This is a genomic window from Kocuria gwangalliensis (assembly GCF_039544365.1).
Taxonomy (GTDB): domain Bacteria; phylum Actinomycetota; class Actinomycetes; order Actinomycetales; family Micrococcaceae; genus Kocuria; species Kocuria gwangalliensis.
The window spans coordinates 155076-174905 of the sequence record NZ_BAABLN010000014.1 but is presented as its reverse complement, the minus strand read 5'-3'; the positions used below and the strand labels follow the sequence as shown (position 1 = coordinate 174905).

The window sequence follows — 19830 nt, the reverse complement described above, 5'->3', positions numbered from 1 at the left end:
CCTTACTTCTCGAGACGCTCGGCGAGGTAGGCGCTCACGCGATCCAGGCCCACGCGCTCCTGCGTCATTTCGTCGCGCGAACGGATGGTCACGGCCTGGTCCTCGAGGGTGTCGAAGTCCACGGTCACGCAGAACGGGGTGCCGATCTCGTCCTGGCGGCGGTAGCGGCGGCCAATGGCGCCGGCGTCGTCGTAGTCGATGTTCCAACGGCGGCGCAGCTCGGCCGCGAGGTTCTCCGCGGCCGGCTTGAGGTCGTCCTTCTTGGACAGCGGCAGCACGGCCGCCTTGACCGGAGCCAGGCGCGGGTCGAGCCTGAGCACGGTGCGCTTGTCCACGCCGCCCTTGGTGTTGGGGGCTTCGTCCTCCACGTACGCGTCCACCAGGAACGCCATCATGGAGCGGGTCAGCCCGAAGGACGGCTCGATCACGTACGGGGTGTAGCGCTCGCCCGAGGCCTGATCGAAGTACTGCATCTTGTCGCCGGAGTGTTCGGTGTGGTTGTTCAGGTCGAAGTCCGTCCGGTTGGCCACACCCATGAGCTCGCCCCACTCGGAGCCCTGGAAACCAAAGCGGTACTCGATGTCAATGGTGCCGTCCGAGTAGTGCGCGCGCTCATCGGCGGGAACGTCGTAGCGGCGCATGTTGTCCGGGTTCACACCGAGGTCCACGAACCAGTCCCAGCACGCCTCGACCCACTCGTCGAAGTAGGTGGCTGCCTGGTCCGGGTGGATGAAGTATTCGATCTCCATCTGCTCGAACTCACGCGTGCGGAAGATGAAGTTACCCGGGGTGATTTCGTTGCGGAACGCCTTGCCGATCTGGCCGATACCGAACGGCGGCTTCTTACGCGATGCGTTGAGCACGTTCAGGAAGTTCACGAAAATGCCCTGCGCGGTTTCCGGGCGCAGGTAGTGCTTGCCCTCTTCATTGTCCACGGGGCCCAGGAAGGTTTTCATGAGGCCGGAGAACTGCTGCGGCTCGGTCCATTTGCCGTCCTGGCCGGTCTCCGGATCCTTCACGTCCGCCAGGCCGTTGACCGGCGGGTGACCGTGCTTGGCCTCGTGGGCCTCAAGCAGGTGATCGGCGCGGTAACGCTTGTGGGTGTGCAGCGATTCGACCAGCGGATCGGTGAAGGTTTCCACGTGGCCGGAGGCCTCCCACACGGCCGAGGGCAGGATGATCGAGGAGTCCAGCCCCACCATGTCGGCGCGGCCGCGCACAAAGGTCTGCCACCACTCGCGCTTGATGTTCTCCTTCAGTTCCGCGCCCAGGGGTCCGTAATCCCATGCGGAGCGAGAACCGCCGTAAATTTCACCCGCCTGAAAGACAAAGCCTCGGCGCTTGGCCAAGGAAATGACATTGTCCAGGGTGGATTTGGCAGCCATGCGTTCTCACATCCGTTTCTCGCCCGACCGCTGGCTGCGGCCGCGCGCGTGGAATCCGTTGGGTGGTGCTTGGGGGCGCCGCTGACGACGCCGCCGCGGGGCGGCTCACGTGCGCGAGGCACCACGAATGAGACGTCCAATACGACGTCTCGGTTCCAGGGTAGCCATTAGGCGGAAAACTCGCCTAACTCGTGGGCTCCGGGGCGAGTCAGGCGGGTCGTCGTGGTGATCGGTGGTGCGGACTCAGACGAAGGCGGAGACACCGGTCAGCGCGCGGGACACAATGAGTGAGTTGATGTGGTAGCTGCCCTCGTAGGTGTAGATGGCTTCCAGATCGCCCAGCACCTTGGAAATTTCGTAATCGCTCAACAGGCCGTTGCCGCCCAGTGCATCGCGGGCCAGCAGCGCGGATTGCCGGCCCAGACGCGTGGCGGTGGATTTGGCGATGGCCGCGTGCATCATCTCCAGCTCGCCGGTCTCCTGCAGGCGTGCCATCTGGACCATCATTGCGGAGCTCGCGGCCAGGTTGCCCGCGATCTCCGCCATGGTTTGCTGGATGATCTGGAAGCTCGCGAGCGGCTTACCGAACTGCATGCGTTCCAGGGAATAGTCGCGCAGAATGTCCAGAACGGCCTGCTGGGCACCCACGGCCTGCCACCCCACCCACGCGCGGGAATCCTTGAGCAGGGCGTTGGCGGCGTCGAAACCAATGGCTCCGGGCAGCAGCGCGCTGCGCGGCACGCGGACCTCATTGAGCACGACGTCCGCATTCTGCATGATGCGCAACCCCATTTTGTTGACGATCTTGGTGGCCGAATACCCGGGATGGGTGGTGTCCACGGCAAAGCACTTGATCACACCGTCCGCGGTGTCACGAGCCCAGACCAGGGCGATGGCGGCCACGGTGCCGGCGCCGATCCAGCGCTTTTCTCCCCGGATGACCCATTCGTCGCCATCAAAGGTGGCCGTGGTGGCCAGGCCGCCGGCAATGTCCGAGCCATGGGTCGGCTCGGTCAGGCAGAAGGCACCCAGTTGCGTGAGTTGCGACAGGGCGGGCAGCCACTGGGCCTTGTGTTTCTCCGAACCCAGCTCCGCAATCGTGCCCACGATCAGTTCATTGTGGATGCCGATCAGAGCGGACAACGAGACATCGGCGCGGGCGATCTGCGAGTGCACCAGGCCCTGGAACAACCGCGACGAGCCGTCCAGGAACAAGTTGCCGAGTCCCAGGTCCGCCAGGGCGGGCAGCAGCTCGGTGGGCAGGTGCTCACGGTTCCACGGGTCGATGGTCTGCTTGCGCACGTGGGTCTGCAGGTGGTCCTTGATCACGGCCAGGCGGTCACGTTCGGCGGGATCGAGAAGGTATTCCACGTGCAGAAGGTCTACGTCCGGCAACGGGCTCTGTGGTGCCTCACCGGAGTGGGAGAGGGTCGCGCTGGTCATGATCGTGGTCCTCAAGTTTCTCGGTATTCCGATTGTGGTCTTTCCAACTATAGGCCTTCCAAGTATATTTGTGGTGTCGTGAGTCACACTTTCTTACCAAGGGACGTTCGACGCCGCTGCCACCGGTCGGTGCGCACGGCCCGCCAGGATCACGACCGCACATCTAGGAGGACCCGAAAGCCATGACCGTGACGAACGAATTTCGCTCCGCCCGTGACCACCTGGTGTCGCTTCAACAGGATTGGCAGCGCGCCCGCGAGGAATTTGAGTGGCCGCGTTTCGATCATTTCAACTTCGGCTTCGATTGGTTCGATCACGTGGCCGCATCTGACGAGCGCAAGGATCAGGACGCGCTGATCATTCTCGAGGAGGACGGCTCGGAGCTGCGCCGGACCTTCGGCGAGCTCAGCCGCGATTCTAATAAGGTGGCCAATTGGCTGCGCGAGCAGGGCGTGCAGCGCGGTGACCGCGTGATCCTGATGCTCAACAACCAGGTGGAGCTGTGGGAGGCCATGCTTGCGTGCATCAAGCTCGAGGCCGTCATGGTGCCCACGACCACGCAAATGGGGCCGGCCGACCTCGAGGACCGAGTCACCCGCGCGGAAGCCAAATGGGCCATCGTTGGTATGCAGGATGCCCCCAAGTTCGCACCCGTGGCCGGCGACTACTCCGTGATCTATGTGCCCGGGGCCTACACACCGGACGACCACATCGAATCCCCGGATGCCGGTGGCCGCACGGTCCTCAACTACAACGAGGCCTATGACGCCTCCACCGAACTGACCCAGGACTCCCCCACGGACGCGGATGAGACCCTGCTGCTGTATTTCACCTCGGGCACCACCTCCAAACCCAAACTCGTGGAGCACACGCACACGTCCTACCCGGTGGGTCACCTGTCCACCCTGTACTGGATCGGGCTTGAGCCCGGTGACATCCACCTGAACGTAGCCTCCCCCGGTTGGGCCAAGCACGCGTGGTCCAATTTCTTTGCCCCGTGGATCGCGGAGGCCACGATTTTCGTGTACAACTTCCGCAAGTTCGACGCCGCCTCCCTCATGGGCGTGATGGACAAGATGGGCGTGACCAGCCTGTGCGCCCCGCCCACCGTGTGGCGCATGCTCATCAAGGCCGATCTGAGCTTGCTGCAGACCCCACCCCAGAAGACCGTGTCCGCCGGTGAGCCCCTCAATGCCGAGGTCATCGAGCAGGTCCACCGGGCGTGGGGTTGCACGATCCGCGACGGCTTCGGCCAGACCGAGTCCTCGCTGCAGGTGGCCAACACCCCCGGCCGCCGCATTGTGATCGGCTCCATGGGGGTACCCCTGCCCGGTTTCGACGTGGTGCTGATCGATCCCATGACGGATGAAGAAGCGGACGAGGGCGAGCTGTGTCTGCGATTGGACCCCCGCCCGGTCGGGCTGATGCGCGGCTACTACGGCGACAAGGCCAAGACCGACAATGTGTTCCGCAACGGTCTGTATCACACCGGTGACGTGGTCTCCCGGGACGAGAACGGCATTTTCACGTACGTGGGTCGCGCGGACGATGTCTTCAAGTCCAGCGACTACAAGGTGTCACCGTTCGAACTGGAATCGGTTTTGGTCGAGCACCCGGCGGTCTTGGAGGCGGCCATCGTACCCGCCCCGGACGAGCTGCGACTGGCGATCCCCAAGGCCTTCGTGACTCTGAGTTCCGGCTACGAGCCCACTGCGGAGACGGCAGCCGAGATCCTGCAGTTCTGCCTGAGCAAGTTGCCCCCGTACAAACGAATCCGCCGCATTGAGTTCTTGGAACTGCCCAAGACGATCTCCGGCAAGATTCGCCGCGTGGAGCTGCGCAAGGCGGAGGTGCAACGCTCCGAGTCCGGCGAGGCCCCCGAGGGCTACGGTACGGAATTCCGCGAAGAAGACCTGTCGCTGACGCGCTAGAACTCGAGCGACGGCCGGTGGCGCACGTGTGCCACCGGCCGTTGCCCCTCCCACAGTCAGAGTCTGCCCAACCCCGGAATAGAATGGTCCAATGTCCAATAGTCGTACGCTCACGAAAGACCCGATTGCCGAGGCCCAGCGCAACTGGGTGCGCAACGGCTGGGAAGAAGCCTCGGGGCCCATGGCTGCCGTCACCGCCATCATGCGGGTCCAGCAGATCCTTTTGGCCGAGGCCGAGCAGGTGCTCAAGCCGTTCAAGCTGACCTTTGCCCGCTACGAGCTCATTGCACTGCTGAGCTTTACGCGGGAACAGCAAATGCTCATGAAGCGGGCCAGCGCCCTGCTGCAGGTTCATCCCACGTCCGTGACCAACGCGGTGGACCGGTTGGAGGATGCCGGACTGGTCAAACGTGAGCCGCTCAAGACGGACCGCCGCGCCATGACCATCGTGCTGACCGCCCAGGGGAAGAAGACCGCGGCCCGGGCCACGCAGGCCCTGAATCAGGACCTGTTCCTGCGGACAGGTTTCGAGCCCGACGAGGTGGACTCCCTCATCAGCATTCTGAGCCGCTTCCGCGCCCGGTCCGGTGACTTCGAGGACGCACCTACGGCTCCGTAATAACTTGGCCCTCTGAAATTATTTCTTACCGCGACTGTCCGCACGAATGGTGTTGATGATCCCGGAGAAGTCCTGGCGCGCACCCTCGCCGTCCGAGAACTCGTTGTAGATTTCCGCCGCGAGCTGCCCCATCCGTGCAGCCACTCCCGTCTGCTCCATTGCGGTGACAGCCAGGTTGAGGTCCTTGGACATCAACGCCCCGCCGAAGCCGGGCTGGTAGTCGTTGTTGGCCGGGCTGGTGGGAACCGGTCCGGGCACGGGGCAGTTGGTCGTCAGCGCCCAGCACTGACCCGAGGCCTTGGACACCACGTCGTACATGGCCTGGTGCTCGAGCCCCAGCTTCTCGGCAAGCACGAACGCTTCGCTCACGGCCACCATGGAGACACCCAGGATCATGTTGTTGCAGATCTTGGCGGCCTGACCCATGCCGTTGTCCCCGCAGTGCACGATCCGGGCTCCCATGATGTCCAGGAGCGGGTGGATCTCCTGGAAGACCTCGTCCGGGGCGCCCACCATGAACGCGAGGGTTCCGGCCTGTGCGCCCACCACACCACCGGACACCGGCGCATCGGCGGCTCTGAAGCCGGCTTCCCTGGCCAGCTGCGCCACCTCCTGGGCCTCGGAGATGTTGATGGTCGAACAATCCAGGAACGTGGCACCGGCCGGCGCCGCGGCGAGAAGGCCCGGAGCGCCGTCGGCCCCGGTGTAGGCGGCCTTCACGTGCTGGCCGGACGGGAACATGGTGATGACCACCTGCGCGTCCCGCACGGTTTCCTGGGGACTGTCCGCCACGGTGATGCCGTTGGCTCGGGCAAGGTCGAGGGCCGCCGGGACCACGTCGAAGCCCGTCACCGGAACCCCTGCCCGGATCAGATTCACGGCCATCGGCCCGCCCATGTGACCCAACCCCAGGAACGCAACGCGCGGCGGGGTGGCTGTCGGTGAAGTACTCATGACTCTCCTTCGAGTTCGGGCATCAGGGAAACCGCGCGAGCTCAGCTGCCCTCGGGCATCACGAAGCTTGCGCCTTCCTTGGCGCCGGAGGGCCAGCGCGTGGTGACCGTCTTGGTCTTGGTGTAGAACTTCAGCCCGTCCGTTCCGTGCTGGTTCAGATCGCCGAAGCCGGAGGCCTTCCAGCCGCCGAAGGTGTAGTAGGCAATGGGCACGGGGATCGGCACGTTCACACCGACCATGCCGACCTCCACCCGGGTGGTGAAGTCACGGGCGGTGTCGCCGTCGCGGGTGAAGATGGCCACGCCGTTGCCGTACTCGTGCTCGCTGGGCAGGCGCAGTGCTTCCTCGTAGTCCGCGGCGCGGGCAATGCACAGCACTGGACCGAAGATTTCTTCCTTGTAAATGCGCATGTCCGGGCTCACGCGGTCGAACAGCGTGGCACCGACCCAGAAGCCGTGAGGGTGACCGTCAACGGTGGCGCCGCGGCCGTCGATGAGCAGCTGCGCGCCCTCGTCCACGCCGATCCCGATGTAGCTCTCGATCCGCTCCTTGGCATCCTTGCCGACCACGGGGCCGAAGTCCGAGGACTCATCCAGCGACGGACCCATCGTGAGCCTGTCGATCCGTTCGCGCAGCAGCGCCACCAGTTTGTCCGCGGTGGCCTCACCCACGGGAACGGCCACGGAAATCGCCATGCACCTCTCACCGGCGGACCCGAATGCGGCACCGATGAGGGCATCGGCGGCCTGCTCCAGGTCCGCGTCCGGCATGATGACCATGTGGTTCTTGGCGCCGCCGAAGCACTGGGCACGCTTGTTGTGCCTGGCGGCGTCCAGGTAAATGGACTGGGCGATCGCAGTGGATCCGACGAAACCCACGGCCTTCACGCGCGGATCCTGGATCAAAGCGTCCACCGCTGTCTTATCACCGTGGATCACGTTCAAGGCCCCCTCCGGCATACCGGCCTCAAGGGCCAACTCGGCCAGGCGTACAGGGACGGACGGATCCCGCTCCGAGGGCTTGAGGACAAAGGTGTTACCCGCAGCCAGGGCGATACCGGCTTTCCACAGCGGGATCATGGCCGGAAAGTTGAACGGCGTGATACCGGCGACCACACCCAGGGGCTGTCGCAGCGAGTGGACATCAATGCCGGTGCCCGCAGCACTCGAGTATTCGCCCTTGAGCAGATGTGGCGCCCCGGCGGCGAACTCGACCACTTCAACGCCTCGCTGGATGTCGCCCTTGGCATCCGGGAAGGTCTTGCCGTGCTCGTTGGACAGCAGCGTGGCCAACTCGTCCATGTTCTCGTTGATCAAATCAACCCACTTGAGCAGCACACGAGCGCGGCGCTGCGCATTGGTGGCGGACCATGTCGCGAAGGCCTGCTGCGAGGATTCGATCGCACCCTGCACTTCCTCGGCGGAGGCCAGGGGCACCTGCGCAGCGACCTCGCCCTTCACGGGGTTGTAGACGTCCTGGAAGCGACCGGACGTGCCTTCTACGCGACGGCCGGACATGAAGTGCGGAACCTGGGTCATGGGTGCTCTCCTGAATGGTTGCGGCATGGCGCTGTGACCTGTGTCTCACAGATAATCTAACGACAAACCATTGGACATGCAACTAATTTTCTCGTCACGCCTCACTCATCGGCACGTTCTGAGAAGATGAACCCATGAGTGATGAGACCACGGAAGAACTCCCCATCCGCGATGCCATGATCCGGCTGGGTCAAGCGCTGAAGCTGGCCAATTTGGCCGAGGACGGTAACCACGCAAAGGAATTGATTGCCGGCGGAGTGGTGATCGTGAACGGCAAGGAAGAACAACGCCGCGGCGCACAGTTGCACCACGGCGATGTGATCGAGGTTCTGGGTTCCGGTCTCGGACCGGTCAAGATCGTCAGTTCTGGCGACGCAGCTTCCACGGCAGAGTAACCACCACCAGTCCCACCAGGGTCACCAGGGTGCCAATGATGGTGACCGGAGTGACAATGGTGTTGGGCGTGGGCACAATGACGTCCAGCACCAGGGCCGAGATCAGCATGCCGGCCACCATTCCCAAGCTGGTCTCCAACACCCCGAAATGCCTGGGCAACACACTGGATGCCGCAACGTGGATAATGCCCAGGATGCCACCGGCGTAGAGCCACCACTGGCCGGGCCAGACCCACGGGCCCGGGTCGGAGATGCCGCGGGCAATCAGGACTGTGATGATCAGGGCCAGGGTTCCCGCGGCGAAATTGGTCAGCGTGGGGGTGATCGGTGTCCCCGCCTTCGCGCCGATCCCCGCGTTCCACGCGGTCATGATGGCGTTGCCGAACCCCGCCAGCACGGACAGGGTGGCGAAGAGAATGAGCAGCGGGAGCGACGCCGCCAGGTTGGTTGCCGCGAAACGCGGGGCCATGGCCACCAGTGCGGCCACGATGATGATGGCGGTGCCCACCACCCGGTAGCCGGTCAGGTACTTCACACCGCCCGGCCCAACCCCGAACCGGTCCACGATCAACGACCCCACGGACTTACCGAACACGAGCCCCAGGATGTACACCGATAACCCCAGCACCACGGTGGTCATGGCCTGGGTGACGATCATGAAACCGCCCAGCACACCGGCGCTCAGGTACCACCACGGAATCTCGCCGCGTTTCACGGCCTCCGGAATCCGAGAGGCACCCCGCCGACCGGCGGGTGTCACGATCGTCACCGCCAGGATGATCACGAATGCCGAGGAGAAACTCACGAGCGCGACCCCGTAGGGATCACCCACGGCGTGACCGAGTTCCCCGTTGACCCGGGACTGCAAGGCCTGGGCCGTGCCCGCCAGGAGACTGACCACCAATCCCACTGTCAGCGCCGCGGCCCCGCGTGCCGAGGCCACCGGGGCTTTCTTGGCGCGGGGAGTTCGTGAGGGCTGGGGTTCCCACCTGGTCTGAACACTCATGGCGCCAATCTAGGCCCCGGGTGCGGGGCGGGGAACCTCGACCGTCATGCTTCGTAGTATTCGGAGCCGCCCGCGCGCGTGTGAAATGTCAGCTGACCACGTGCTGAAGGTATTCCTTGATGTGCCCCAGCTCCTGGGGCGAGACACCGTGACCGATTCCCCGGTACTGCACCTTGGTGACCTCCGCGTGATCCACCGCCCAGTCCGCCGTGGCGTCCACCATGGCCTGCGGAATCACCGGGTCCTCGGGATCACGGCCCCAGAACATCGGCAGGGGGTGTTCCCTGAGGTAGGCGTCGTTGAAGAAGTCCGCGTGCGCGTCGTCGTCGGCGATCGGAACCGCGAAACCGGACAGGCCCACCACGGCGTCCACCGTCTCGGGGATGTGGCGCGCCACGCTGGTGGCCACCGCCATGCCCTGGGAGAAACCCAATAAGAACACCTTGGAATGATGCTGGGCTTGATCCTGGATCCATGCGGACACCGGTTCGACGGCGGCAATCACGGCGTCCGATGAGAAGCTCAGGTCCCCGGACAGCGGAAACCATTGATATCCCATGCCTGCCTGCTGCGGAGCCCGCAACGACGCGTAGGTCGCCGTGGGTAACAGGGCGGGAATCATGGCCAGCAGATCCTCTTCATGGGATCCGTAACCGTGGAACATCACCACCAGCGGCGTGTCGGTGCGGTCGGCGGGCTCGTTGTTCCAGATCACGAACGGGGTATCACTCATGGGTCCATCCTGACATGACCGCACACCCCACCCGTGCGTTCGCCTGCGGTCAGTGGTAGAACAGCGCGTATGGCATTGCCCGACATTCCCCCTGAGCACAACGATCACGACGGTCAGGAGCGACCCGCTCCCCCGGCACACCCTTGGCACCGCATGGTGTCCATCGGTGACTCCTTCACGGAGGGCGTGGGCGACCCCGACGAGAACGCGCCCGGCGGTCATCGCGGGTGGGCGGACCGCGTGGCCGAGGAACTGGACCGACTCACCGATGACTTCGCCTACGCCAATCTCGCCATCCGAGGCCGCCTCTATCAGCCCATCATTGATGAACAACTCGAACCGGCCCTCGCCCTGCACCCGGATCTTGTCACCATCAGCGCCGGCGGCAACGACATGTTGCGCCCCGGCGCCGACCCCGATGCCATTGCCCAGAAACTGGACGGCGTCATTGCCCGGATTACGGAGACGGGCGCCACGGTGGTCATGTTCGACGGCCCCGATGTGGGCAACACCCCGGTGTTACGCAGCATCCGGGGCCGGGTGGCCATTTGGAACGAGAATGTGCGCGTGATCGCCGCCCGCCACGGCGCTGTCATAACCAACTTGTGGGGCCTGCATGAACTGGCCGATCCGCTCATGTGGGCACCGGACCGGCTGCACTTCTCACCGCCGGGCCATCAACGCATCGCCGTGGAGGTGCTGGACTGCCTGGGCATCGAGCACGCGCTGGTCCCCGATGCCCGGCAGGCACAGCCCGTGCGAACCAAGCGGGAAGTCCGCAGGGACGATCTCGTGTGGGCGCGTCAATATTTTGCCCCGTGGGTTGCCCGCCGCATCACCAAGCGCAGTTCCGGTGACTTCATTACCGCCAAGCGCCCGCAATTCGGTCGAGCCGTGATCCCGGGCGCGGGTGAGCATGCGAACGCTCCGGATCCGACTCCTGAGGTCTAGTCCCTCAGCACCGTTTTCTTGAGCAGCAAACCCAGCTGCGGAGCTTCGATCAGGAAGCCGTCGTGACCGCTGGGCGAGCTGATCATGTGCAGCTCCTGCTCACCCGGTAGAGCCTGGACGATCTCGGCGGATTCGGCGGGAAAGAACAACCGGTCCGAATCCACACCGGCCACGAGCCAGTCGCAGGAGGTGCCGGACAGGACCTCCGTCAGGCTGCCGCGCCCGCGCGTGATGTCGTGGGACATCAAGGTCTCATTCACGCTCAAGTATGCATTTGCATCAAAGCGGCCCGCCAGCTTGGACGCCTGGTGATCCAGGTAGCTCTCCACCCGGTAACGGCCGCGCTGCGCCGTGTGAGTTGCGGCCACGTCTTCGTTCGGCTGAGTTTCCCGGCCAAAGCGGTAGTGCAACTCCGCAGCCGAGCGGTAGGTGATGTGGGCAATGCGTCGCGCGAGTCCCAGGCCGGCTTCCGGGAAGTCGCCGTCGTAGTAATCGCCGCCGCAGAAATTGGGGTCCTGCCGGATCGCCAGCGCTTGCGCCTGGCCCCACGCCAAAAGTTCCGCGCTGGCGGAGGCACACGCGGCAATCACACCGCACGCGGCCACCCGCTCGGGGTACATCACGGCCCACTCGAGAGCACGCGCCCCGCCCATGGAACCGCCGATGACCAGTGCCCAGCGCTCGATTCCCATGGCATCGGAGAGGACGGCTTCCGCATTCACGGTGTCCCGCACGGTGATGCGCGGGAACCGCGAACCCCAGGCCTTTTGCGCCGGGTCCACCTCGGGTGGGGCCTGGGTCCCCGGGCCGGTGCTGCCGTAGCAGCCGCCCAGAATGTTGGCGCACACCACGAAGTACTTATCCGTGTCAATGGCCGCCCCGGGCCCCACCAGGCCGTCCCACCAGCCGCCCGCCTCGGCGGCCACACGTTCCACCTCGGGTGCGTGATCGCGAGATTGTCCCCGTGCCACGTGGGAATCCCCGGTCAGGGCGTGCTCGATGAGCACTGCGTTGGACGCGTCCTCGTTGAGCCGCCCCCATGTTTCGTAGGCCAGACGCGCACGAGGGAGGCGGTAGCCGGACTCCAAGGTCAAGGGACCCACGTTGATGTAACCCACCACGCCGTCCTCGCGGACGAGTGAGTCGGTGGTTCCGCCTCCCACGATGGTCACGCCTGTGTTCCTCCCTCTCCGGATTCGGCCGACGACGACGCCCCCGCGCCGCCCAGCGCGGCCACGGCCTCGAATCCGGACTCCAGGTCCGCGAGGATGTCGTTGATGTTCTCCAGACCCACGGACAACCGGACGAACCCGGGTTCGATGCCGGTGGCCCGCTGTTCGTCGTCGGTCAGCTGTGAGTGGGTGGTGGACGCCGGGTGGATCACCAGGGAGCGAGCATCGCCGATGTTGGCCACGTTGGAATGCAGTGTCAGGGCGTCCACGAAGGCAGTTCCAGCCTCGCGACCGCCGTCGAGCACGAAACCGAGCACGGAACCGGCACCCTTGGGCGCGTACTTCTCAGCGCGCTCGTGCCACGGCGAGGACGCGAGTCCGGCGTAGGAGACCGCGCGAACGTCGTCGCGCGCTTCGAGCCACTCGGCCACCTTCTGGGCGTTGGCCACGTGGCGGTCCATGCGCAGGGACAACGTCTCAATGCCCTGCTCGATGAGGAACGCGTTGAACGGGGAGATCGAGGAGCCCAGGTCGCGCAGCAACTGCACGCGCGCCTTGAGGACGAAGGACAGGTTCACCCCGAAAATACCGTCCTTGCCGAGCGCCTGGGCGTACACCAGGCCGTTGTAGGACTCGTCCGGTTCGTTGAAGGCCGGGAAACGCTGCGGGTCCCGCCCGAAGTCGAAGTTGCCGGCGTCCACGATCATGCCGCCGATGGAGGTGCCGTGCCCGCCCATGAATTTGGTGGCGGAATGAACCACGATGTCCGCGCCCCATTCAATGGGCCGAATCAAGTACGGCGTGGCAATCGTGTTGTCCACGATCAGCGGCACACCCGACTCATGGGCCACCGCGGCGACCGCCTCGATGTCCAGCACGTCATTGCGAGGATTGGGAATGGTTTCCCCGAAGAACGCGACCGTGTTGGGTTTGACCGCGGCGCGCCACGCCTCGGGATCGTCAGGGTCGGACACGAACGTGGTCTCCACGCCCATCTTGGGCAGGGTGTGACGCAGCAGGTTGTAGGTGCCGCCGTACATGGACGGGCTGGCCACCACGTGGGTTCCGGCGCCGCCCAGGTTGAGGATCGCAAAGGTGGACGCCGCTTGACCCGAGCTGAGCATGAGCGCGCCCACGCCGCCCTCCAGAGAAGCCACGCGGTTCTCCACCACTTCGGTCGTGGGGTTGGTCAGGCGCGTGTAAATGGGGCCCAGTTCGGCCAGGGCAAAGCGCATGGCCGCGGTTTCCGCATCTGGGAACACGTACGAGGTGGTCTGGTGGATGGGTAGTGCCCGCGATCCCGTGGTGGGATCGGGTTCCTGCCCCGCGTGGATTTGACGGGTTTCGAAAGCCCAGCCCTGGGGCTGGGACGGGGTGGCTGCGGGACTCATACCGCACTCCCTTTCTCGGGATCAGGGGCCCGGTGAACGATCCGCAGCACGGTGCCCGTGCAGCGATCGGGCACCTGTGACCCGCGCTTGCCGGCATCGGATTGTTCCGATGCGGCCCGGTCCTCACCCAGGGCACCCCACCGCGGAGGGAGGGTTGCCGGTCAGCTAGCTGGGGCTTGTCGCTGACTCTCGTGACCTGCTCTTCATTGTCCGGAGCCGGTACCTCGAACGTCAAGCTGAGTTACCCGCATCACACGGACATGTTTCACGCCCCGATTTGGCGACCATCCCGCGCGGTGCCACCATGACAGCATGAAACTGGATCATGTCTCATTCGCAGCTCAATCCGATGGTCTCGAAGCCACCACGGAACGGATTGCCGATCAGCTAGGGATCGAGCCGGTCAAGGGCGGAATCCACCCGCGCTTCGGGACTCGGAACATGATCCTGCCGCTCACCGACCACCAGTACGTGGAGGTCGTCGAGGTGCTGGAGCACCCCGCCGCGGAGAAGGCCCCGTTCGGTCAGGCCGTGCGCGCCCGCTCCGCAGCCGGCGGCGGTTGGCTCGGTTGGGTGGTCGAGGTCGCGGACCTGGCCCCCTTCGAGGACAAGCTCGGCCGCCCCTCCGTTCCCGGTGCCCGGCTCTTCCCGGACGGCCGCCAGTTGGAGTGGCACCAGATCGGGGTCAAGGGTCTGATCGCCGACCCACAGTTGCCGTTCATGATCCGCTTTGATTCCGAGCCCGACATGCACCCTTCCCAGGCGCAGATCACGGACGTCCGGTTGGCCGGCATGGAGATCGCCGGTTCTCCCGAGCGCGTCACCGAATGGCTGGGCGGCCCCGTCGAGAACGTCCTGGCCGCCTTGGACGTCACCTGGTGCTCACCCAACGGCACACCCGGTGTCATGGAGGTTTCTTTCGCCACCCCGGACGGCCTGGTCACCATCTGAATTTTCCCGCCGACGCCGCTGCCGCACCCTGCTACGCGACAGGGGCGCGGCAGCGGCGTCGTCCTTTGTCAACGCGCGAGCAGTTGCGGGAGCAGGAAACCGGTGATGTCGAGCAGCGCATGGGCAATCAGCAAGGGCGCGAGGCGACCGTAGCGGCGGTACACCCACACGAACACCAGACCCATGATCAGGTTGCCCAGCGCGGGGCCAAAGCCTTGGTAGAGGTGATAGCTGGCGCGGAAGAGGGACGTGAGTACCGCGATCGTGACCCAGGACCAGCCGATGCGCCGCAACCGATCGCACAGGAACGCGACCACGATGATTTCCTCGACCACACTGTGACGCAGCGCGGACAGGATCAGCACGGGCACCGTCCACCAGTGCTCGTTCAGAGCCGAGGTGGTGATGGCGGCCGTGACCCCCAGCGCCCTGCCTGTCTGGTAGAGGACCAGGGTTCCCACGCCCATGGCCAGGAACAACCCGACGCCCCAGACCGCGTCCCGCCACGGGCGGCGACCGTCCACGCCGATCCGCCGCAGCACCACTGCGATACCCGGTAACGAACCGGCCAGAAGGTAGAGGGCGAGCAACACGGGGACCAGAGCGAAACCGATGCTCGCAAGTTGCCGAAGCAGATCAATGGCCGGAACCGGGCTCAGGACCTGATTCAAGGTCGCCTCGGCATCCGTGAGTGGGCCCCGCGACAGCGTCTCGGCCAGGTTCAACACGGCATACACCGCCGAGGACCCCAAGGACACACCCAGGACCAACACAATGTGGAACCACACCTCGGAGCGGGCGGGTCCGTCACGGGCGGGTCGTGGCTGTGGGGTTTCGGTCAACACGAACACCATTGTGCCGTGCTCCCTAGACTGGGGTCATGAGTTCCGAGATGCCCGCGTACCCCGTAGCCGTTCGACGCACCATTAACCGCAGTTTTCATGATCATGTGTTCGAGGATCATTTCGAGTGGCTGCGAGACAAGGACTCAGACGACGTGCGGGCGCACCTGGACCGCGAGAACGAGTACGCGGAGGCCGTGACGGCGCACCTGCAACCGTTGCGCGAGGACATTTACGGTGAGATCAAGAACCGCACCCGGGAAACCGACATGTCCGTGCCCTCCCGCAACGGAGCGTGGTGGTACTTCGCCCGCACGGTCGAGGGTGGGGCGCATCAGGTCTTCTGCAGGTTCCCCGCATCCGACGTCGGGGACCCTGAACTTGCCTGGACACCTCCCACGGTGGAGCCCGGTGTGACGTTGCCCGGGGAACAAACGCTGCTGGACGCGAATGCCGCTTCCGAGGGCCATGAGTTCTATGCCTTGGGCGCATTCAGTGTCTCCGAGGACGGAACCCACCTGGCCTGGTCCGAGGACACCGCCGGAGACGAGCGGTTCACGGTGTACGTCAAGGATCTGGTCACCGGGCAGTTGCTGCCCGACCGGATCGAGCAGACCTCCTACGGCGCGTTCCTCACGCCCGACGCCGCACAGCTGATCTACACGGTGGTCGACGATTCCTGGCGGCCCTGGCGCGTGTACCGACACGTGATCGGTACCGCCTCCGAGCAGGACGAATTGTTGTACCAGGAGGACAATCCCGGCCTGTGGCTGGGCGTGGAACTGTCCGCGGACAAGAAGTGGCTCATGGTGGTCTCCGCGTGCTCCGAGTACGGCGAGTACCGCATCCGCCCCGTGGCCGAGCCGCACCAAGAGTGGCTCACCCTGATTCCGGAAAGTGACCGTGTGTTGTACTCGGCCGAACCCATCACCGTGGCCGGCACCGACTATGTCCTGCTCACACACGACTACCAGGCGCCGAACTCCCGCGTCAGTCTCATGCCGCTGTCCCAGGCCGGTTCGAGTATCACCGATGTCGATCTCGTCGACGTGGTTCCCGGCAGCGAACAGGCCCGGATCGAGGTGTGTGAGCCCACGGCCACGCATCTGGTGGTGTCCCTGCGTGCCGAGACGACCCCGCGGGTGCGGCTCATCCCGCGCGCGGCCCTCGAGTCCTTGCTGGACGGCACCGCCGGCTCGCAGGGCCTGACCGGTACGGAACCGGACTTCGACGAGGAGCTCTTCACCGCCTCGCTCGTCTCCGCCCGCTACGACAACCCCGTGGTGCGGGTGTCCTACACGTCCTTCGTGACGCCCCCGCGGATCTATGACATCCCCACGGCTGGCCCCGGACACCGGGGTGTGGGTGAGTTCGGCGTGGGTGAGCCCATCCTGCGCCGCGAAGCCACGGTGCTCGGTGGGTATGAGCGCACCGATTACACGGTGGAACGCGACTGGGCCGTGGCCGAAGACGGCACACGCATCCCGATCTCCCTGGTGCGGCGCGCGGACCTGGACACCACCGTCCCGGCTCCCGTGATCCAGTACGCCTACGGCTCCTACGAGACCAGCACCGACCCGGGATTCTCCATCTCCCGGCTGTCGCTGCTCGATCGCGGTGTGGTGTGGGCCGTGGCCCACGTGCGCGGCGGCGGCGAGCTGGGCCGCTCCTGGTACGACCGCGGCAAGAAGCTCACCAAGAAGAACACCTTCACCGATTACGTCGCGGTCACCCGCCACCTTGCCGAACGGCCGGATGTCGACGCCGCTCACATCGCGGTTCTCGGCGGTTCCGCGGGCGGGTTGCTCGTGGGCGCGGTACTGAACCTGGCCCCCGACCTGTACTGCGGTGCGCTGGCCGCGGTCCCGTTCGTGGATCCCTTGACGTCCATGTTGATGCCCGAGCTTCCCCTGACCGCCCTGGAATGGGAGGAGTGGGGCAACCCCGTGGCGGACCCGCAGGTCTACGACTACATGCGCTCCTACTCGCCCTACGAGAACCTCCGCGCCGCCGACTACCCGCCCATTCTGGCCGTGACGAGCCTCAACGACACCCGGGTGCTCTACGTGGAACCGGCCAAGTGGGTGGCCGCGTTGCGCGAGCACGCCGAACACCCGGAGACCGTGCTGCTGCGCTGCGAAATGGCCGGTGGCCACGGCGGTGCCTCCGGGCGCTACTCCCAGTGGAAGGACACGGCGTGGGAGTACGCGTGGCTGGCCGACACGTTGGGCGTTGCGGGCTAAGTGATTTCCCCGTCGGTCAGCTGGTGGCCGGCCGAGGTTGCAGAGCGGCCGCGGATTCCGCACTGAGCCAGTTCCCGATCCGGCCGTCCACCAGCAGATCCGTGGCGGCGCGAGCCAGGGCGCTGCTCGTCTGGAAACCGTAACCTCCCTGGCCCGCGAGCCACAGTAGATTGCCGGCCCGTGGGTCCCAGCCGCAGACGGGCACGTCGGACGGCGTCTCGGTGCGCAGCCCGGTCCACGCCTTGCGGACACCCGTGATCCTCATGGTTGTTTCCCGCTGGACGGTCTCGATCAGTTCATCAATGGCCGACGGACGTGGCTGGGCATCACACGCGGGGCTGGGTTCGGCCTCTCCCCACGAGATCATGGCGCCGTCCGCATCGGGGCGGTAATACCAACCGGACGTGGCGTCCTCGACCATGGGATGTGTCGGACCCAGGGGCTGGCTGAGGGAAACCAGGGCAGCGGTCCTCCGCAGCGGCTGCAAGCTCTGCGGCACCGCACCGAACAATCCGGCCACGTGATCCGCCCACGCACCCGCCGCGTTGACCACCGTGCGAGCCGTCAGGTCATCGCCACCGGCGGTCAATGCCCACGCGCCGTCACCGGCGGGCCTGGCCGCGGTGACCGTGGCGCCCGTGATGATCCGGACCCCGGCCCGCTCTGCGCGTTGCCGGTGCCACTCCACGAGCGCGGTGGCATTGGTCCGTACCGCGGAATCGTCGATGATTGCCGCCCGGTAACGCTCGGGGTTGTCCGCCAGCTCGGGGCAGTACTCGACAAGTTCCGCACTGGACAAGGTGCGCAGCCCCGGAACGGTCTCCGCAGCGACGTCGGCGAGTGAACCCGTCACCACGAAGGGGCTGGGCCACGCCAGCGGGGCCGGAACCGCGTGGGTGGGCTCCACCAGGTCGGGAATCGTGAGCCTGGTCAGTTCGAGAACCGGTTCCGGGCCATAGCTGGGGATGAGCTGCTGAGCCGATCGTGAGGAGGTGTGATGCGCCAGATCGGCCTCCGCTTCGACAAGCATGATTCCCGCCCCGGATCCCCTGCGATCCGCGAGTTCGGACGCCAATGACAAGCCCGCTATGCCGCCGCCAATGATTACCGTGTCCACCATCATGTGATTATTCTTTCATTTTCATAATTACCCGAAGATCTGTAAAGGTCCCCTTCCGCATCATGCGAAAGGGGACCTTTGGTGATCCTGCAGCGGAGACCCGCTAGCGGGAATCAAACATCCCGAGGATGTTCAGATCGATCAGGCAGGAATGTTCAGGACCTGGCCCGGGAAGATCAGGTTGGCGTCAGCCACGGCATCAGCGTTGGAAGCGTAGAGAGCCTCCCAGCCACCGTTCACGCCGAGCTTGGCGGCAATGGAACCCAGGGTGTCGCCGGCCTGAACGGTGTAGGAAGCACCGGTCGAAGCAGCCGGGGCCACGGCAGCGGCCGGAGCGGTGTACTCCACAGCGGCGGGGGCAGCAACCTCGGCCGCCTCAACCGGGGCAGCCGGAGCAGCCACGGGAGCCTCGGCAACGGCAGCCGGAGCAGCCTGCTGGACCTCGGTGGACTGCGGAGCCACGGCAGCGGCAGCAGCCACGGGCTGCTCGGGGGTGTAGCCCCCGCCGCCGCCGGACAGGCCCAGCTTGGCGGAGCATGCGGGCCATGCGCCCCAGCCCTGACCGGCCTGAACGTTTTCAGCAACGCGGATCTGCTCGGACTTGGAAGCCGAAGACGGATCTCCGGAGCCACCGAAAGCTGCCCAGGTGGACGGGGTGAACTGAAGGCCGCCGCTGAAACCGTTACCGGTGGAGGTGCCCCAGTTGCCGCCGGACTCGCACTCGGCGAGGGCGTCCCAGGTCGAAACGGGAGCTGCGTTGGCCGGCATGGCCATGGCACCCACGGCTGCACCGCCGATCACGAGAGCAGCGGCACCACGGCGAATCATGTTCGAAGTCTTCATCATGCTCCGTTAGGCCACCTACGCTCGTTCCCATCCCTGGGTGTCTTCGCGCCGTCGTCTACCCGTGAAAAGTTGAGTTCTAGGGTAGTAACTACGGAATGCTGCCCTGTAGACGACGTACGGTGTTACAGCAGCATCCAGCACGGCTTGGGGCGCAGATCGTGTTCGCCTCAAGCGTTACGGACTCCCGCGTCGGAGAGTCCTTTGGGGAAGTCGTTGATAACGATAGCGTAACAATTACCGTTATGCCAAATCCATTCCCAAAATTTTGGTGCGTCCCTTTAGGGGACACAAGCCGTGGGCCACGGGGGCG

The 19830-nt window shown here is 65.3% G+C and carries 17 protein-coding genes and 1 riboswitch; of the genes, 6 read left to right on the top strand and 11 right to left on the bottom strand.

The genetic code is table 11. The annotated features are described in order from the left end of the window. Window positions 1–2: 2 nt before the first annotated feature. Complete coding sequence (locus ABEA06_RS07060; RefSeq protein ID WP_345311025.1) at window positions 3–1385, bottom strand: glycine--tRNA ligase; 1383 nt, start codon at window positions 1383–1385, stop codon at window positions 3–5. A 243-nt stretch (window positions 1386–1628) separates the two neighbouring features. Continuing rightward, the gene (locus ABEA06_RS07055; RefSeq protein WP_345311024.1) at window positions 1629–2828 is read right to left on the bottom strand and encodes an acyl-CoA dehydrogenase family protein; all 1200 of its coding nucleotides are present in this window, start codon (window positions 2826–2828) and stop codon (window positions 1629–1631) included. A 182-nt stretch (window positions 2829–3010) separates the two neighbouring features. On the opposite strand from ABEA06_RS07055, the gene ABEA06_RS07050 reads away from it, so the two are divergent. Together ABEA06_RS07050 and ABEA06_RS07045 are read left to right on the top strand one after the other, a co-directional pair. Then, a complete protein-coding gene (locus ABEA06_RS07050) occupies window positions 3011–4759 on the top strand; it encodes an AMP-binding protein (protein WP_345311023.1) in 1749 nt (582 codons plus the stop codon). 91 nt (window positions 4760–4850) lie between these two features. Then, the gene (locus tag ABEA06_RS07045; RefSeq protein ID WP_303382284.1) at window positions 4851–5378 is read left to right on the top strand and encodes a MarR family winged helix-turn-helix transcriptional regulator; all 528 of its coding nucleotides are present in this window, start codon (window positions 4851–4853) and stop codon (window positions 5376–5378) included. Between the two features lie 18 nt (window positions 5379–5396). Here ABEA06_RS07045 and mmsB read toward each other — a convergent pair whose 3' ends face one another. Both mmsB and ABEA06_RS07035 read right to left on the bottom strand, forming a co-directional pair. Next, window positions 5397–6332, bottom strand: coding sequence for a 3-hydroxyisobutyrate dehydrogenase (mmsB, locus tag ABEA06_RS07040; RefSeq protein WP_345311022.1), 936 nt, complete (start codon window positions 6330–6332; stop codon window positions 5397–5399). A gap of 41 nt (window positions 6333–6373) precedes the next feature. Continuing rightward, window positions 6374–7870 carry a CoA-acylating methylmalonate-semialdehyde dehydrogenase gene (locus ABEA06_RS07035; protein ID WP_345311021.1) on the bottom strand — a complete coding sequence of 499 codons (1497 nt, stop codon included), beginning with the start codon at window positions 7868–7870 and terminating at the stop codon, window positions 6374–6376. 134 nt (window positions 7871–8004) lie between these two features. On the opposite strand from ABEA06_RS07035, the gene ABEA06_RS07030 reads away from it, so the two are divergent. After that, window positions 8005–8265, top strand: coding sequence for an RNA-binding S4 domain-containing protein (locus tag ABEA06_RS07030; protein ID WP_312395704.1), 261 nt, complete (start codon window positions 8005–8007; stop codon window positions 8263–8265). Here the strand turns inward: ABEA06_RS07030 and ABEA06_RS07025 are convergent. Together ABEA06_RS07025 and ABEA06_RS07020 are read right to left on the bottom strand one after the other, a co-directional pair. Next, complete coding sequence (locus tag ABEA06_RS07025) at window positions 8231–9271, bottom strand: DMT family transporter (protein WP_345311020.1); 1041 nt, start codon at window positions 9269–9271, stop codon at window positions 8231–8233. The genes ABEA06_RS07030 and ABEA06_RS07025 overlap by 35 nt on opposite strands. Before the next feature lie 88 nt (window positions 9272–9359). Then, a complete protein-coding gene (locus ABEA06_RS07020) occupies window positions 9360–10004 on the bottom strand; it encodes an alpha/beta hydrolase (protein ID WP_303382279.1) in 645 nt (214 codons plus the stop codon). 69 nt (window positions 10005–10073) lie between these two features. On the opposite strand from ABEA06_RS07020, the gene ABEA06_RS07015 reads away from it, so the two are divergent. After that, on the top strand, window positions 10074–10955 hold the full coding sequence (locus tag ABEA06_RS07015; protein WP_303382278.1) for an SGNH/GDSL hydrolase family protein: 882 nt from the start codon (window positions 10074–10076) through the stop codon (window positions 10953–10955). On the opposite strand, the gene metX is transcribed toward ABEA06_RS07015, so the two are convergent. Then, a complete protein-coding gene (gene metX, locus ABEA06_RS07010; RefSeq protein ID WP_312395707.1) occupies window positions 10952–12127 on the bottom strand; it encodes a homoserine O-acetyltransferase MetX in 1176 nt (391 codons plus the stop codon). The two genes, ABEA06_RS07015 and metX, sit on opposite strands and share 4 nt — an antisense overlap. Continuing rightward, a complete protein-coding gene (locus tag ABEA06_RS07005) occupies window positions 12124–13518 on the bottom strand; it encodes a bifunctional o-acetylhomoserine/o-acetylserine sulfhydrylase (RefSeq protein WP_303382276.1) in 1395 nt (464 codons plus the stop codon). The genes metX and ABEA06_RS07005 overlap by 4 nt, the downstream gene beginning before the upstream one ends. 78 nt (window positions 13519–13596) lie before the next feature. After that, a riboswitch (SAM riboswitch) is annotated at window positions 13597–13715 on the bottom strand. A 115-nt stretch (window positions 13716–13830) separates the two neighbouring features. Here ABEA06_RS07005 and ABEA06_RS07000 point away from each other — a divergent pair. Then, a complete protein-coding gene (locus tag ABEA06_RS07000) occupies window positions 13831–14469 on the top strand; it encodes a VOC family protein (protein ID WP_303382275.1) in 639 nt (212 codons plus the stop codon). Window positions 14470–14537: 68 nt separating this feature from the next. Here ABEA06_RS07000 and ABEA06_RS06995 read toward each other — a convergent pair whose 3' ends face one another. Further along, a complete protein-coding gene (locus ABEA06_RS06995; protein ID WP_425559505.1) occupies window positions 14538–15323 on the bottom strand; it encodes a CPBP family intramembrane glutamic endopeptidase in 786 nt (261 codons plus the stop codon). Between the two features lie 26 nt (window positions 15324–15349). Between ABEA06_RS06995 and ABEA06_RS06990 the strand changes: the two genes are divergently transcribed. After that, on the top strand, window positions 15350–17554 hold the full coding sequence (locus ABEA06_RS06990; protein WP_345311019.1) for a S9 family peptidase: 2205 nt from the start codon (window positions 15350–15352) through the stop codon (window positions 17552–17554). Window positions 17555–17570: 16 nt separating this feature from the next. Here the strand turns inward: ABEA06_RS06990 and ABEA06_RS06985 are convergent, their stop codons facing one another. Beyond that, window positions 17571–18677 carry an NAD(P)/FAD-dependent oxidoreductase gene (locus ABEA06_RS06985; protein ID WP_345311018.1) on the bottom strand — a complete coding sequence of 369 codons (1107 nt, stop codon included), beginning with the start codon at window positions 18675–18677 and terminating at the stop codon, window positions 17571–17573. A gap of 138 nt (window positions 18678–18815) precedes the next feature. Next, window positions 18816–19502: a transglycosylase family protein gene (locus ABEA06_RS06980; protein ID WP_345311017.1), complete on the bottom strand. Its 687-nt coding sequence runs from the start codon at window positions 19500–19502 to the stop codon at window positions 18816–18818. Between the last annotated feature and the right edge of the window lie 328 nt (window positions 19503–19830).

What these genes read in the sequence shown, in the direction of transcription:
- ABEA06_RS06995 (WP_425559505.1), bottom strand. Translation starts at nt 15,323, where the DNA reads ATGGTGTTCGTGTTGACCGAAACCCCACAGCCACGACCCGCCCGTGAC.
- ABEA06_RS07035 (WP_345311021.1), bottom strand. Translation starts at nt 7,870, where the DNA reads ATGACCCAGGTTCCGCACTTCATGTCCGGCCGTCGCGTAGAAGGCACG.
- ABEA06_RS07020 (WP_303382279.1), bottom strand. Translation starts at nt 10,004, where the DNA reads ATGAGTGATACCCCGTTCGTGATCTGGAACAACGAGCCCGCCGACCGC.
- ABEA06_RS07030 (WP_312395704.1), top strand. Translation starts at nt 8,005, where the DNA reads ATGAGTGATGAGACCACGGAAGAACTCCCCATCCGCGATGCCATGATC.
- ABEA06_RS06985 (WP_345311018.1), bottom strand. Translation starts at nt 18,677, where the DNA reads ATGATGGTGGACACGGTAATCATTGGCGGCGGCATAGCGGGCTTGTCA.
- ABEA06_RS07015 (WP_303382278.1), top strand. Translation starts at nt 10,074, where the DNA reads ATGGCATTGCCCGACATTCCCCCTGAGCACAACGATCACGACGGTCAG.
- ABEA06_RS06980 (WP_345311017.1), bottom strand. Translation starts at nt 19,502, where the DNA reads ATGATTCGCCGTGGTGCCGCTGCTCTCGTGATCGGCGGTGCAGCCGTG.
- ABEA06_RS07005 (WP_303382276.1), bottom strand. Translation starts at nt 13,518, where the DNA reads ATGAGTCCCGCAGCCACCCCGTCCCAGCCCCAGGGCTGGGCTTTCGAA.
- ABEA06_RS07055 (WP_345311024.1), bottom strand. Translation starts at nt 2,828, where the DNA reads ATGACCAGCGCGACCCTCTCCCACTCCGGTGAGGCACCACAGAGCCCG.
- ABEA06_RS07000 (WP_303382275.1), top strand. Translation starts at nt 13,831, where the DNA reads ATGAAACTGGATCATGTCTCATTCGCAGCTCAATCCGATGGTCTCGAA.
- ABEA06_RS06990 (WP_345311019.1), top strand. Translation starts at nt 15,350, where the DNA reads ATGAGTTCCGAGATGCCCGCGTACCCCGTAGCCGTTCGACGCACCATT.
- ABEA06_RS07045 (WP_303382284.1), top strand. Translation starts at nt 4,851, where the DNA reads ATGTCCAATAGTCGTACGCTCACGAAAGACCCGATTGCCGAGGCCCAG.
- ABEA06_RS07060 (WP_345311025.1), bottom strand. Translation starts at nt 1,385, where the DNA reads ATGGCTGCCAAATCCACCCTGGACAATGTCATTTCCTTGGCCAAGCGC.
- mmsB (WP_345311022.1), bottom strand. Translation starts at nt 6,332, where the DNA reads ATGAGTACTTCACCGACAGCCACCCCGCCGCGCGTTGCGTTCCTGGGG.
- ABEA06_RS07050 (WP_345311023.1), top strand. Translation starts at nt 3,011, where the DNA reads ATGACCGTGACGAACGAATTTCGCTCCGCCCGTGACCACCTGGTGTCG.
- ABEA06_RS07025 (WP_345311020.1), bottom strand. Translation starts at nt 9,271, where the DNA reads ATGAGTGTTCAGACCAGGTGGGAACCCCAGCCCTCACGAACTCCCCGC.